The organism is Colwellia sp. MB02u-14 (assembly GCF_014076915.1).
Classification (GTDB): Bacteria; Pseudomonadota; Gammaproteobacteria; order Enterobacterales; family Alteromonadaceae; genus Colwellia_A.
Genome location: NZ_JACGUX010000072.1, coordinates 1 through 13,954, shown reverse-complemented (window position 1 = coordinate 13,954; position 13,954 = coordinate 1). Strand labels below are relative to the sequence as shown.

Below are 13,954 nucleotides of genomic sequence, written 5' to 3'. Positions count from 1 at the left end.
TAACGTACTTAATGACCATTATTATGATAATTTACAGTAAAATAAATTCTTTAACAAACCGACTACCAAAATATGCCAATGTTAATAAAGCACTGCCAGTAACCATTAATATTAACACACGATGACCGCGCCAACCTCTATTATAATGTCCCCAGAGTGTTGTTGTATAGACTAGCAGGGCTAAAATAGACAATACGGTTTTATGTACATTTTCATGTGAGATCATACCATCTAAAAATAAGAAGCCAATAACCTGACTGAGTAATAAAAAACACGTGCCAATACTTAAAATAATAAAAAGCTGACCTTCAACCTGCATTAGTGGGGGTAGGTGGTTAACCGCTGATAAATTTTTTGTTTTTAATTTAAAATTGATGTAAGCGACTTGAAACGCGTAAAGTGTCGCAATGACTAAAGTACAATAAGAAAGCAGCGCAAGTGTCACATGGCTTATCACACTTAATTGATGATTAATTAAGGGGGCTTGTTCTACGCTAGGTATGAATACCATCAGTAATTGCCAAATACCTGCAAAGCCATAAATAACCGGTAATAATAAATTCACTTTATAGCGTAATGCAAAGGCAGAGATGGATAAACAAATAATTAAACTGACTAAAGAAATAACATTAGGCAATGCAAAGTTAATGTCCGCTTGAGCCACTAAAAACTGTGCATTACTTAAGGTATGTAGCACCATAGCTAAACAACCAAAAAATAGCACAAAAATTAAATTAGGTCCTTTAGGGTGAAACAAACGTAATAACATTGCAGAAGTTGCAACCGCATAAGCAAAAAATGCAATTAAAGAACAAATATCCGAAAAACTCACAACGTGCTCCCACACAAGAACTTAAAATTTAGGTATTTATACCGGCAAACGATTCTATCAGAATGCGGGTAATACACCCTATATTAAAACTATAAAACTAATTTTCTTAAGGGTTTTATCGATAAGAAGGCAATTAAACCTGCGCAAGTTATTCCAAACCAAAAAGGCAGTAATTCATGGCTGTGTTGCATTTGCTGAGTAATGTTTATATCGAAAAACAGTAAGCCCCAATCAAGTAACAGACCAAAGCCTATCGCACATAACGAAATGCCTAATAAGTATTTTATTAAAACACTGCTGCCCATTTCATTTTTAATGACGCCTAATGTTGAAATATTTGTTGCTGGGCCTGCCATCATAAAGACTAATGCAGTGCCGGGTGATATACCGGCTAAAATAAAACCCGCAGCGACAGGTGTTGATGCGGTCGCACAAATATACATTGGAATTGAAATAATAATCATCACTAACATTGCGCCTAAACCACTGCCATAGCTGAGTAAAAAAGAGGCGGGTAGGAATGTCTTTATTAAGGTAGCAAAAATCAGACCGACTAATAACCAGATGATGATGTCGTCAATCAATTGTGTTGCGGCGTAATGAATACCTGAGGTGGTTTTACTGAGAAAGCTTGCTGATTTTTTAGTTGTAGCTATTTTTTTTTCACTCGCACAACACGAAGACTTAACATCTTCGGTTGTTAGTAATGGCTCAACAGCGACTTCTTTCTTACTCGGACAACAACTAGGGGTATCTTTAGATGTCGCTTTAGGTAGGGTAATATCTTCTTTTTTTATTGTTGAAACGAGTAAGCCCGTGATAATGGCAGAAAATATTGCCGTTATTGGTCGATAAATAGCAAAAACGGGGCCTAATAAAGCGTAAGAGACTGAAACTGAGTCAACGCCTGTTTCGGGAGTTGCCACTAAGAAGGATGAGGTTGCTGATGCTGAAGCACCGCTGCGGCGTAATTCAGTCGCTACTGGGATAACACCACATGAGCATAAAGGTAGGGGGGCACCAATAATAGCCGCTTTAATAATGGCGAGTTTTCCTTCACCCAAATGTTGACTTAAAATTTTAGTCGGTACCCAAGATTTCATCAAACCTGCAATGAGTAAACCTAATAATAACCAAGGACTCGCTTCAGCACTTAAGGCTAAAAAGTTTGTCAGTAATGTAGATAAATATTCCAAGACATTCACACTGTTATTTATGTAAAAAGTTAAACAAGACTACAGCTTACCATATTTATTTTAAGGTGCATTACACTACATCAAATAACGATGATTTATTTATTTCACCGGCTGTTATCTAATGCCGTACCCAATTGATAAATTTAATGCGTGTTGAATGCGAAGAAACTTATTGGAATTGCTATTAATCCTTTCGCTTATTTTATTGGCGGGTATAATATGCAATAATTTTTATATTCAGCACAATATAGAGTCGCACATGTTTGAGAATCTTTCCGATCGTTTAACCAAAACGTTAAAAAATATCAGTGGCCGAGGCCGGTTAACTGAAGACAATATCAAAGAAACGTTACGTGAAGTGCGTATGGCACTTCTTGAAGCCGATGTCGCTTTACCTGTTATTCGTGACTTTATCGCTAAAGTAAAAGAAAGCGCAGTTGGTCAAGATGTCTCTAAAAGCTTAACCCCTGGGCAAGTCTTCGTAAAAATTGTTCAAAAAGAACTTGAACATGCCATGGGTGAAGTGAATGAGACACTTAATTTAAAAGCGGCTCCACCGGCTATTGTATTAATGGCTGGTTTACAAGGTGCGGGTAAAACCACCTCTGTTGCAAAGTTATCAAAATATCTCACTGAACGAGAGAAGAAAAAAGTATTAGTGGTCAGTGTTGATGTTTATCGACCTGCAGCTATTAAACAACTTGAAACATTGGCCAATGAAATAAGCGTTGATTTTTTTCCAAGTGATATTTCACAAAAGCCAATAGATATTGCTAATGCGGCTATTGATCATGCGAAAAAGAACTTCTTTGACGTATTAATTGTTGATACAGCGGGTCGTTTACATGTCGATAAAGACATGATGACTGAGATTCAAGATCTGCATGCCGCTATAAATCCAATAGAAACATTATTCACCGTTGATGCGATGACGGGACAAGATGCTGCTAACACGGCGAAAGCCTTTGGCGACGCTTTACCGCTAACCGGTATTATCTTAACAAAAACTGACGGTGACGCCCGAGGCGGTGCTGCGCTTTCTATTCGTCATATTACCGGCAAGCCTATTAAATTTATGGGTGTTGGCGAAAAAATTGAAGCATTAGAACCTTTCCATCCTGACCGTATTGCTTCTCGCATTCTTGGTATGGGTGACGTACTTTCTTTAATTGAAGAAGTTGAGCAAAAGGTTGATAAGAAAAAAGCTGAACAACTCGCTAAAAAGTTTAAAAGTGGTAAAAGCTTTGACTTAGAAGACTTTCGTGAGCAACTCGTGCAAATGAAAAATATGGGTGGCATGACCAGCATGATGGACAAATTGCCAGGTATGGGCAATATGTCTGATAAAATCAAAGATCAGATGGATGATAAATTGACCTTACGTATGGAAGCGATTATTAGCTCTATGACAAAAGGTGAACGTGCGCGACCTGATATTATTAAAGGTTCTCGAAAGCGGAGAATTGCAGCAGGGTCTGGCACACAAATTCAAGATGTGAATCGTTTATTAAAACAATTTATGCAAATGCAAAAAATGATGAAAAAAATGTCGGGTAAAGGTGGAATGCAAAAAATGATGCGTTCCATGAAAGGCATGATGCCTCCAGGCGGTGGTGGTGCAGGTGGCGGGATGTTCGGCCGTTAAGATAACATCATTTATAAAAAATAATGATGCGGCAATACCCTATGGAAAGGCATGATGCCCCCAGGCGGTGCAGGTGGTGGACCAGGTGGCGGGATGTTCGGCCGTTAAGATTAACAATATTTTATTTCAAAAGGTAGCATTCGCTACCTTTTTTGCTTTTAGTCTTTAGTCTTTCAGGTTTATCATTCGCACTGGGCGATCTTTATACTTGCTATTTATCCTAGGAAGCGTAAAATACGCGAGCTTTTCTGTCACCTAGGGTGTCAGGAAATGTCTGGAAAATTCGTTTTAACACTTTAAATAATAGAGGGCGATATGGTAACCATTCGTTTAGCTCGTGGCGGCGCCAAAAAGCGTCCATTCTATCAGGTTGTTGTTGCAGATAGCCGTAACTCTCGCGATGGTCGTTTCATCGAGAAAGTTGGCTTTTTCAACCCAACAGCAGAAGGTCAAGCTGAGAAATTACGCTTAGACCTAGACCGTATCAACCATTGGGTTGGTCAGGGTGCTGGTTTATCTGATCGTGTGGCTAAGTTAGTTAAAGACGCTCAAGTAGCAGCTTAATTAATTTAGTAGGTTGAGGAGTTGTTGTGGAAGAAATAAATAAAGAAGTCATCCTAGGTAAAGTAGGCGCAGTTTACGGTATCAAAGGTTGGTTGAAAATTCATTCATTCACTGATGAAACCGAAGCTATATTAGACTATTTTCCTTGGTCTCTAAAATTAGGGAATAAAATACAATCAGTCGATATATCTGATTGGCGCAAACACAATAACGGTCTTGTTGTTCATGTTGCAGGCATTGATGATCGCGATATAGCCCAAAAGCTTGTTGGTTCAGAAATATTTGTTAACGAAAGCGCACTAGCAGAATTGCCCGACGGGGAGTTTTACTGGCGCGATTTAATCGGCATGTCTGTTGTTACTGACAAAGGTTACGACCTTGGTCAAGTTTCTGAAATTTTAGAAACTGGCGCTAACGATGTACTGGTTGTAAAAGCTAATCGTAATGACGGTTTTGGTCAAAAAGAGCGTTTAATTCCGTATCTTTTTGAACAAGTTGTAAAATCGATTAGTGCTGAAAATAAACAAATTTGTGTTGACTGGGACCCAGGTTTCTAACTTGAGTAATAGCGTTTCAACAAACAAACGATGGTATGGGGTGATAAGCCTTTTCCCTGAGATGTTTGACGCCATTACAGAGTATGGGGTGACAGGCCGAGCGATCCGTAACGGGTTAATTGAATTTCATAAGTGGAATCCAAGAGACTTTACACACGATAAGCATAGAACCGTTGACGACCGTCCTTATGGTGGTGGTCCGGGCATGTTAATGATGGTGCAACCGCTACGTGATGCTATTAAAACCGCAAAAGCTGCTGCGAATATCGCAACAGATTCTGCAACAGGTGATGATAGTAGTTCTGATAAAGAACAAGTTAAGGTTATATATTTGTCGCCGCAGGGACGTAAACTCGACCAAGCTGGTGTACGTGAATTAGCACAACATAATAAACTGTTATTTATAGCAGGGCGTTATGAAGGCATAGACGAACGATTAATTGAGTCGGAAATCGACGAAGAATGGTCTGTTGGTGATTATGTTTTGAGTGGAGGAGAACTCCCCGCAATGAATATGATCGATGCTATAGCACGTTTTGTGCCGGGTGTATTAGGACATAATCAATCTGCTGAGCAAGATTCTTTCTCAGAGGGGTTGTTAGATTGTCCTCATTACACAAGGCCAGAAGTACTCGACACTTCAACAGAAGCTATGTCGGTACCTAAAGTGTTATTAAGTGGTAATCACGAGCACATAAAGCAATGGCGTATGTTTAAGTCACTAGAAAGAACATGGACCAGAAGACCAGAATTATTAACTAACCTAGCTCTGACAGCGGAACAACAGAAAATGTTAGCTTCTATTAAAGATGATAACAAATAACGTTGTTGATGCCTGTGAACTCTAGGAAGAAGGTATTATGAGTAACATTATTGATATGCTCGAAAAAGAGCAGATGAAAACAGATTTACCAGCATTCGCACCAGGCGACACTGTTGTTGTACAAGTAAAAGTTACAGAAGGTGATAAATCACGTCTTCAAGCATTTGAAGGCGTCGTTATTGCAATAAAAAGCCGTGGCATCAATTCTGCATTCACTGTTCGTAAAATCTCGAACGGTGTTGGTGTAGAACGTGTATTCCAGACACATAGCCCAATTGTTGACTCTATTGAAGTCAAACGCCGCGGTGATGTACGTCAAGCTAAACTTTACTACTTGCGCGAGCTATCTGGCCGTAAAGCACGTATTAAAGAGAAATTGGCAAAAAGATAATCTCTTTTTAACCAAGTTTTGCTTTAGCAATACGCATAAAAAAAGCCTGAATAATTCGTTATTCAGGCTTTTTTTGTTTTTGAAGGACTGTTTACGACAAAATAGACATGCCCTGAGTAGAAGAATAATATCAGCAGTTTTTTAATCAAATATTAGATCAATCCCTTCATTCACATAAAGTCCTTACTCTTCAATTGATGCTTTTGTAATTTTCTATATAACGTTCTCACACTTATTTTTAAGCTATCCGCTAGTATTTTTGGTCGGTTACTATATTGAATAAGTAATTCGATGATATATTTTTTTCGTTAAATATCAGATAAGGCGATATATTTTTTACCTGTTTAAGCTAATAATACTGTTAGGCAAGTGCAACGATTGCAAATAGCACAGCGATTACTTCGCTCAGCGAGTGTGCTTACTCTCGATGAACCCACTAAAGGACATTGTAACAATGGAAATACCTATCAAATCAATAAGTATTAATGTGTTAATTGCGAGTATCTTCACGTTTTTACCTTTACTTGCGAATGCACAAGAAAAAGTAGCTAATCAAGATATTCAGCAAGCTCGTGCTTTAGTTAACGCGTTCGGTACTGATTTAAAACAGGTATTAATAACAGCAATAAAGTCAGAAGGACCCATAAAAGCATTAATGGTTTGTAATATTGAAGCGGAACCTATCGCTACAAAACATGCGTCTTTATCAGGTTGGAGCATAGCACGGACTTCAATGAGAGTTCGAAACGAAAAGAACACACCAGATGAGTGGGAGTTGGCAGTTTTACAGCAATTTGAAAAACGTAAAATTGCCGGAGAAAATTTAAAAACGATGGAATATGCTGAAACAGTAAAAGAGGGTGATCAATTAGTTTACCGTTATATGAAACCAATACCGATTGTAGGTGCATGTCTAACCTGTCATGGAATTAATTTAGGCGACGAAATTACTGATAAAGTGAAATCGCTATACCCTAACGATCAGGCTATAGGCTTTAAGATGGGTGATATTCGTGGTGCATTTACCTTACAAAAAATAATGAACTAAATTTTTATGATATTAACTTTTGACGAATAAAACTTTAGAGAAGTAAACGTAAATTTTATAGGATAAACAAAGCCTGAATCATTGGTTATTCAGGCTTTGTTTTAGCGTATTAACTTTTTGTTAGTTGTTTTATTTTTGCTTTAGAAAAGAAGCGATATAAAACAGGCAAAACAAATAAGGTTAAAAAAGTCGCTGTCACTAGGCCTCCAACAATAACACTGGCAAGTGGGCGTTGTATTTCTGCGCCAACCCCATCGGACATCATTATGGGGATTAAACCTAATGCAGAAGTCATTGCCGTCATTAAAACTGGGCGCAGTCGAGACGCCGCACCATCAAAGACCGCACTTGACGTTGTAAGACCTTCTTTAATACGTTGATTTATACTTTCGACCATCACCACACCATTGAGCACAGCAACACCAAATAGAGTAATAAAACCAACAGAGCTCGGTACAGATAAGTATTGCTCAGTTAGATAAAGTGAGAAAATACCACCAATAATAGCTAAGGGGACATTAACCAAAATAAGCATCGCTTGACCAACTGAGCCAAAAGCAACATAAAGTAATAAAGCAATTAATGCCAGCGATAAAGGTACAACAAGTAACAGCCTTTGCTGTGCTCGTTGTTGATTCTTAAACTGACCACCAATAACGACCGAATAACCTGCAGGCAAATCCACTTTGTTTGCAATTGTTTTACGAATGTCAGCAACAACGCTGCCCATATCTCGGTCTTGTACATTTGCTTGAATAACAACACGACGTTGAACATCATCTCTGCGAACCTGTGGAGGGCCTGATTCAAATGCGATAGTGGCGATATCTCCCAAGCGCACCCAAGCTCCACTAGGTGACTGTATACGAAGATCTGCAATGGCTTCTGGGCTATTTCTATATTTTTCTGCTAGTCGCACGTAAATATCATATCGCTCGTTACCATTAATAATTTGTCCCGCACTTACCCCCCCAATGCCATTTTTAACGACATCCATTACATCGCCAACAGATAAGCCAAAACGAGAGAGTTGCTGTCTTTTGGGTTTTATTACCAATTGGGCTTCACCAGCAATTTGCTCTAAGGCCACATCTCTCGCTCCATTAACCTGTTTGATTGCTGCTTCAATTTCTTGCCCTTTTTTAGCAAGTGTGGCTAATTCAGGGCCAAATAACTTAATCGCTAATTGTGCTTTTACACCCGACAGTAGTTCGTCGACACGTGTTGCTATTGGCTGTGAAAAGTTAAGCAGTAAGCCGGGTAATTGTGCCAGTTTCTCTGCCATTAAATTTTGCAGTTCAAAGCGATTTTCAGCACTGCTCCATTGTAATAGTGGTTTTAAACCGATATATATTTCGATGTTATTGACCGGCTCGGGATCGCCGCCTATTTCAGCACGGCCGATACGACTTAGTGCATATTCTACCTCAGGAAATTCCATTAGCTTTTTTTCCAGAATAGGCGCAACGGTTAATGCGGTTTCTAAACTTGAAGATGGTGCAAGTGTTACTCTAAGATTAATGGTGCCTTCTTCAAGTTCAGGTACAAACTCGGTACCTATTTGAGGCACTATTGATAAAGCCCACAAAAATAAGAGTATTGAAGTAACAACCACTGTTTTAGTGTGTCTCATTGCCACTTTTAGGCATTGGCGATACCCTTTGTCTATCGGTTTTAAAATAAAGCTCTCCCTTTGCTTTATGCCATTTCTAAACATAAAGCTTGCAAGGGCTGGTACCACTAAAATCGCCACCAAAATTGCTGAAATAACCGCTAAAATAATACTAATAGCCATAGGCTGAAAAAGCTTAGCTTCAACACCTTCAAAGCTAAAGAGGGGGGCAAATACCACCAAAATAATAGCAGCAGCAAAAAATACTGGACGGGCAACCTCTTTTCCTGCCTCTTTTAATCGCAGAGGAACCTCTTGTTCTGCACTATTCTTATTGAGTAAGGGATCTGCGCGGTTTAAATGTTTAAACATATTTTCAACCATCACCACAGACCCATCAACTAACATACCTATTGCCACCGCAATACCGCCGAGAGACATTAAATTAGCCGATAATCCCATCCAAGACATCACCATAAGCGCGATACCTACAGAAATGGGAATTGACATTAATACTAAAAACGTTGCAGTTAAATTCATTAAAAATAAGGCGAGTATCACCGCAATAAAGACAAAGGCTAAGGCGAGTGCTTCAACTACCGTATCAACCGCCTTTGTAATTAAATCTGCTTGGTCATAGAAAGGTTCAAAACGAACACCATTGGGCAGGGCTTGATTGATCATTGGAATGTGATCATTAATACCGTCAATCGTTGCTTTGGTATTTGCGCCAATACGTTTTAATACAATACCGGATACAACCTCACCTAAGCTTTCAATATTTCCTTGTTTATTTCTTCGCGTCATGGTGGCAGCGCCTTGACGAATTTCATTGCCTAAAGAAACCGTAGCAATATCTTCTATAGTGACCACAGTGCCTGACACCGTTTTAACTGGAACTTGTTTAATATCAGCTAAACCGGCTTCACCACTATTAAACCAACCTGTACCACGAATAACTAACTGCTCTTGCCCTCGGTTCATATACCAACCCCCAACATTAGCATTATTTCTATCGAGTGCTGTGACAATATCATCTTGTGTTAACTGGTAAGAAAGTAACTTACTAGGTTCTATATTTACCTGATACTGCCTAACGCTGCCACCAAAAGATAATACGTCGGTAACACCGTCAACGGGCATAACCAATAATTTAACTAACCAGTCGTTTAAACTTCTTAAGGTCATTGAGTCGTAACCTGAATCTTTATCTCCAATGAGCAAATACTGAAAGACCTGACCCATGCCTGAAGTATTAGGCCCCATTGCAGGAGTACCCAAACCTTGTGGTATGAGCGCTTTAGCAGCTTGGAGTCGTTCAAAGACGAGTTGGCGAGCAAAATAGATATCGGTACCTTCTTTGAAAACAACGGTAACGCCAGAAAGACCTGTTTTTGAAATGGATCTTACTTGTTCTACATCAGGCAGTGCATACATTACTGCCTCAATAGGGTAGGTTATTAACTGCTCCACTTCTTCTGCGGCTAAGCCTGGAGCCTCGGTATTTACTGCGACCTGAACGTTGGTTACCTCTGGAAACGCATCAAGGTTTAGGTTTGGGATCACTATAATAGATCCTACCATCGTGGTGATGAGCGCGATGATCACCAGTAGTCGATTATCTATCGACCAATCAATTATTTTATTAAACATGGTCATACCCCTAATTAGTGGTTATGCGGATCAAATCCGCCTTTTACTATTTCAGAAGCAACAAAAAATGCACCTTGGGTAACCACTCGTGTATTGGGGGCAATACCAATGATTTGACGGTAATTGCCTAAAGGTTGACCTAATTCAACTTCAACAGCCTCAAATTCACCGGGATTGTCTTCAACAAAGACAGTCCAATCGCCATCAGCTCCCCGCATTAATGCGGTTTCGGGCACCGCTATTACGGGGGTTAGCGTATCAAACTGGAAATTAACATTAACAAACATGCCTGAATGCAAAGTGTCATCTTTATTTTCGACCGACAATCTGACAATTCTGGTTCGGGTACTTGGGTCGATAGTGTGAGCTTCTTGGATCACTCGAGCATCATAACTTTGGCCAGCAAACTCTATTTCAGCAGATGTTCCTGCGGGTAAATTCAGCTTTTTGTTTGGCGAAACACGTGCTTCTACCCATAAGTTTTCTTCGTTAGCCAAAATCATAATTTTTTCACCGGAAGAAACTCGCTGTCCTTGTGCAAAATCATCACTTAATACGGCGCCAGCACGCTTTGCCACTAAGGTATATTCACCCAAATTTGATGAGTTATTTTTAGCAATATCTTCAATAGCTGTTTTCGTTAACCCAAATGCGGTTAAACGGCCGAAAGCTGCGATGTAATCAGTTTCACTTTTCAGTAAAAGGCTTTCACTTACCGTACCTTTACCTAACTTGCTATTACGTTGCCATTCGCTATAGGTAACACGATAGTTTGCTTGCGCTTGTGCTACCGATTCACTAAATAAAGTGACCAATGGCTGGTCTTTTTCAACATGCTCACCCAAGATGGCATGACGACTTATGACGACCGACTCTGTTCGAGGCGATACAATATAGCTGGTGTAACCATTCGCTTTTACTTCGCCAGGTGCATAGACGCTTCGAGCAAAAATTCTCGGGTTTAGGGTTGATACTTTAATATTCGCTAATGTTAACTGTTCAATGCTAAAACTAACTCCTTCTGTATGTGCCTCTTTAGTGCTATTAAACGCAAGTACATTGTTTGAAAAAGTTATCAAGCCATAAAATACAGTGCCCAGCAGGCTGAGCTTTATGACGTTATTAATAGAGTTGGTCATGATTATCTCTTTATTTAAAAGTAAACGTTGCAACAAAACTAAATTTATTATTTAGTTCAAAAAAAATTGTTGCGGAAAATTTAGTACATTTAAATTAAGCGATGGGGGGGCGTATAGGTTGCTCTGTAAAGCTCTTATCTACATGAACAAGATAAAAGTATTGATTAGGGATTAATAGTTTAATGCTTTTAGAGAGTGTTCTATTGGTTAATAACCACTGAGTATGTGAACCTTGGCAATGCCCACAGTGATGACAATCTTTGACGTTATGCTGGTTTTCAGCCGTTTCTTGCAATGATTCGAGATAGTCAACTTCATGAGAATGTTTAGTTTGCAAATGTTGAGCGTCAAGTTGATGATTATTGTCTGAATTAGCCACAGCAACAAACGATTGCAATGCAATCGATAGTACTATTAAAAAGCCAAGCCAAATGTTTTTCATTTTTACTGCATTCTTCAATTTACAAATAGAGACCGGCGAATGCTAAGCTAAATCAAATTCTTAGTCAATAAATAGCGAATGGTCGGTAGGTGTTCAATCAGGTTTTATTATACCAAGGTAGCAATATTTAGTGGCAATAGGACTATTTTAAAATAAAAGCATAAATAAGAATATTATTGTGCGGTATCCTTTGGAATTACAATTAGAGAGCGTTTTTAGCCGCTAACTAGACCAATAAAGATCACCGAGGCGTTAACCAATTAAATATCTATAAAGGTAATTATAACGGCGGTGATACAAAAATTGAAAAAGTGATGTCGGTTACTTTAGAACGTAGTGATGACTGGTTAGGTTACTAATATTCATTCGTTTTTATTTATTTTAGCCCATAAAGGCAGGGAATAATTAAGAACCTGCCTTTATGAGTTTTTATGAATTTTTATGAATTTTTATGCAGTTTTATGAAGTATTTATGTCACAAGCTGCAGCTAAAATAGCAACAGCTAAACCGCTATTTGAAAACCTAAAGTTAGGCGCTTACACCCGCAATGACAAAAATATTAATCAAGATATCGAAATGGTCTATAACTATCTTAATCGCTTAAAAGAACGTACTGGATTAGCAGGTTATTTTTCAGGAGGCTAGCAACAAATGTTAGCGAGAGGGCGAGCATTAATAGCGCGTCCTAAAATGATCTGTTTTGATGAACCTTCCATGGGCTTGTCACCACTTTTAGTGAAAGAAGTGTTCGATATTATTGGCAAAATTAATCGTGACCAAGGTATTAGTATGCTGGTGGTTGAGCAAAATTCCAATTACGTGATCAAAGCAGCAGACTATGGCTACATTATGAAGTCAGGAAAAATAGTGCTTGATGGCACGCAAGGTCAATTGCTAAATAATGAAGATGTAAAACAATTCTACTTAGGCGGTGGTAATGAAAATTAGCGATTGCAGTGAAAATGCTAAATTTTATACCCTAGGCGTTAATCTTGGTACTTTTTGTAGTATATCTTTGGTAGGCATTGGAAGAAATATTCACCCAAAGATGCCACGGAATTAGCGTTAACAGTCGATCTTTTTTTAGTAGCAGACGCGGTACGTTTTGGTTTAATTAATCGTGCAGTACCTACTGATTTTCTATTGGAAGAAACAGAAAAGCTGGCACAAAAAATTGCTAGTAAATTAGCCATCTGCATAAAATTGGGTAAATAAGCTTTTATCAGCAATTAGAAATACCAATTGAAACTGCTTTCGCTCATGCTGGGCCAGCATGGTTGCAGCGATGCTTTTAGAGGAATGTGTTTGTGCTTTTTTTGATAAACGTGAACCACAATGGGGAGATTTCTGAAATGCACATGTCAATGCGTGAAGAAATAATATATTTTTATTGAATATTTGTTGCTTGTTTATTGAACAGTCATGATTAATAAGCAGTTTAATCGTATAAATATTATCATTTAACTCATCGTGCTTTTAGAGTGTCATTCTCCACTCAATACCGGTTGTATTAATTGATAGAAGTAACCCTTTTTATGCTTATATCAACAACGTGGTCCAAGCTAGTTTTAAGCTATTGTCACGACAAAAGTACTTACATATATTTTTAGTGACTTTACTGGTTTTTTCTATATTAGCCTATGAAATTATTGGTTTTAATTTAAATGAACCTCATTAGAATAATCTCTTGATCTATTTATTTACTCCCTTATATTCTATTAAAATGAGACTATTATTTCTCCGTTATTCTGGCTGAATTATTTACTTATTAAATAATTGCGACGAATTACTGATGTAACTTGTTATTAATAATGTTGAACAGCTATTTTACAATTTAGTGCAAATAAAGCTGTACACCAATAATGAATATTATGGTTATGCCTCATATATAAAGCGTCTTATGCTTTATTGGCATGGAACAGTTTTTTTCGTAATAAACTTGAAAAATTAATTTTTTCGGGTAAGAATGCTGTGAATTGTTATTTTTGTGTAACGATTCGCCGAATTAATTCGGATTATTTAAAATAAATAAATAAATAAATTTATAAATA

At 38.2% G+C, this 13,954-nt stretch carries 14 protein-coding genes; 9 read left to right on the top strand and 5 right to left on the bottom strand.

The genetic code is table 11. The annotated features are described in order from the left end of the window. Positions 1-31: 31 nt before the first annotated feature. Both H4J52_RS09645 and H4J52_RS09640 read right to left on the bottom strand, forming a co-directional pair. Positions 32-832: a cytochrome c biogenesis protein CcsA gene (locus H4J52_RS09645; RefSeq protein WP_182181762.1), complete on the bottom strand. Its 801-nt coding sequence runs from the start codon at positions 830-832 to the stop codon at positions 32-34. Positions 833-921: 89 nt separating this feature from the next. Next, entirely contained in the window at positions 922-2,028 is a 1,107-nt protein-coding gene (locus tag H4J52_RS09640) for an SO_0444 family Cu/Zn efflux transporter (protein WP_182181763.1), read from the bottom strand. A gap of 259 nt (positions 2,029-2,287) precedes the next feature. Between H4J52_RS09640 and ffh the strand changes: the two genes are divergently transcribed. The 6 genes from ffh (at position 2,288) to H4J52_RS09605 (ending at position 7,056) form a co-directional block, all read left to right on the top strand. Then, a complete protein-coding gene (gene ffh, locus H4J52_RS09635; RefSeq protein WP_182181764.1) occupies positions 2,288-3,673 on the top strand; it encodes a signal recognition particle protein in 1,386 nt (461 codons plus the stop codon). A gap of 315 nt (positions 3,674-3,988) precedes the next feature. After that, positions 3,989-4,237, top strand: a complete 249-nt coding sequence (gene rpsP, locus H4J52_RS09630; protein WP_070375880.1) for a 30S ribosomal protein S16 — start codon at positions 3,989-3,991, stop codon at positions 4,235-4,237. Between the two features lie 26 nt (positions 4,238-4,263). Then, positions 4,264-4,794 (top strand): ribosome maturation factor RimM, encoded by a 531-nt coding sequence (gene rimM / locus H4J52_RS09625; protein ID WP_404842677.1) that lies wholly within the window; start codon positions 4,264-4,266, stop codon positions 4,792-4,794. A 1-nt stretch (position 4,795) separates the two neighbouring features. Then, the gene (gene trmD / locus H4J52_RS09620; RefSeq protein WP_259366505.1) at positions 4,796-5,617 is read left to right on the top strand and encodes a tRNA (guanosine(37)-N1)-methyltransferase TrmD; all 822 of its coding nucleotides are present in this window, start codon (positions 4,796-4,798) and stop codon (positions 5,615-5,617) included. Positions 5,618-5,654: 37 nt separating this feature from the next. Then, complete coding sequence (gene rplS / locus H4J52_RS09615; protein WP_070375882.1) at positions 5,655-6,008, top strand: 50S ribosomal protein L19; 354 nt, start codon at positions 5,655-5,657, stop codon at positions 6,006-6,008. 454 nt (positions 6,009-6,462) lie between these two features. After that, positions 6,463-7,056 carry a DUF3365 domain-containing protein gene (locus H4J52_RS09605; protein ID WP_182181765.1) on the top strand — a complete coding sequence of 198 codons (594 nt, stop codon included), beginning with the start codon at positions 6,463-6,465 and terminating at the stop codon, positions 7,054-7,056. 109 nt (positions 7,057-7,165) lie between these two features. On the opposite strand, the gene H4J52_RS09600 is transcribed toward H4J52_RS09605, so the two are convergent. From H4J52_RS09600 to H4J52_RS09590, 3 genes are all read right to left on the bottom strand, one after another. Beyond that, on the bottom strand, positions 7,166-10,321 hold the full coding sequence (locus tag H4J52_RS09600; RefSeq protein ID WP_182224576.1) for an efflux RND transporter permease subunit: 3,156 nt from the start codon (positions 10,319-10,321) through the stop codon (positions 7,166-7,168). 14 nt (positions 10,322-10,335) lie between these two features. Continuing rightward, positions 10,336-11,460, bottom strand: coding sequence for an efflux RND transporter periplasmic adaptor subunit (locus tag H4J52_RS09595; protein ID WP_182224575.1), 1,125 nt, complete (start codon positions 11,458-11,460; stop codon positions 10,336-10,338). Positions 11,461-11,554: 94 nt separating this feature from the next. After that, on the bottom strand, positions 11,555-11,902 hold the full coding sequence (locus H4J52_RS09590) for a DUF2946 domain-containing protein (protein WP_182224574.1): 348 nt from the start codon (positions 11,900-11,902) through the stop codon (positions 11,555-11,557). 451 nt (positions 11,903-12,353) lie between these two features. Here H4J52_RS09590 and H4J52_RS19995 point away from each other — a divergent pair, with 451 nt between their 5' ends. The 3 genes from H4J52_RS19995 (at position 12,354) to H4J52_RS20470 (ending at position 13,118) form a co-directional block, all read left to right on the top strand. Continuing rightward, positions 12,354-12,548, top strand: coding sequence for a hypothetical protein (locus H4J52_RS19995; protein WP_259367849.1), 195 nt, complete (start codon positions 12,354-12,356; stop codon positions 12,546-12,548). Positions 12,549-12,554: 6 nt separating this feature from the next. Next, positions 12,555-12,851: a hypothetical protein gene (locus H4J52_RS09585; protein WP_259367848.1), complete on the top strand. Its 297-nt coding sequence runs from the start codon at positions 12,555-12,557 to the stop codon at positions 12,849-12,851. A gap of 63 nt (positions 12,852-12,914) precedes the next feature. After that, complete coding sequence (locus tag H4J52_RS20470) at positions 12,915-13,118, top strand: enoyl-CoA hydratase-related protein (protein ID WP_182224609.1); 204 nt, start codon at positions 12,915-12,917, stop codon at positions 13,116-13,118. The last annotated feature ends 836 nt before the right edge of the window (positions 13,119-13,954 follow it).

Bases quoted from the DNA above. Each gene is read 5' to 3' on its own strand.
- ffh (WP_182181764.1), top strand. From the start codon at position 2,288: ATGTTTGAGAATCTTTCCGATCGTTTAACCAAAACGTTAAAAAATATC.
- rpsP (WP_070375880.1), top strand. From the start codon at position 3,989: ATGGTAACCATTCGTTTAGCTCGTGGCGGCGCCAAAAAGCGTCCATTC.
- rplS (WP_070375882.1), top strand. From the start codon at position 5,655: ATGAGTAACATTATTGATATGCTCGAAAAAGAGCAGATGAAAACAGAT.
- H4J52_RS09605 (WP_182181765.1), top strand. From the start codon at position 6,463: ATGGAAATACCTATCAAATCAATAAGTATTAATGTGTTAATTGCGAGT.
- H4J52_RS09600 (WP_182224576.1), bottom strand. From the start codon at position 10,321: ATGTTTAATAAAATAATTGATTGGTCGATAGATAATCGACTACTGGTG.
- H4J52_RS09595 (WP_182224575.1), bottom strand. From the start codon at position 11,460: ATGACCAACTCTATTAATAACGTCATAAAGCTCAGCCTGCTGGGCACT.
- H4J52_RS09590 (WP_182224574.1), bottom strand. From the start codon at position 11,902: ATGAAAAACATTTGGCTTGGCTTTTTAATAGTACTATCGATTGCATTG.
- H4J52_RS19995 (WP_259367849.1), top strand. From the start codon at position 12,354: ATGCAGTTTTATGAAGTATTTATGTCACAAGCTGCAGCTAAAATAGCA.
- H4J52_RS09585 (WP_259367848.1), top strand. From the start codon at position 12,555: ATGTTAGCGAGAGGGCGAGCATTAATAGCGCGTCCTAAAATGATCTGT.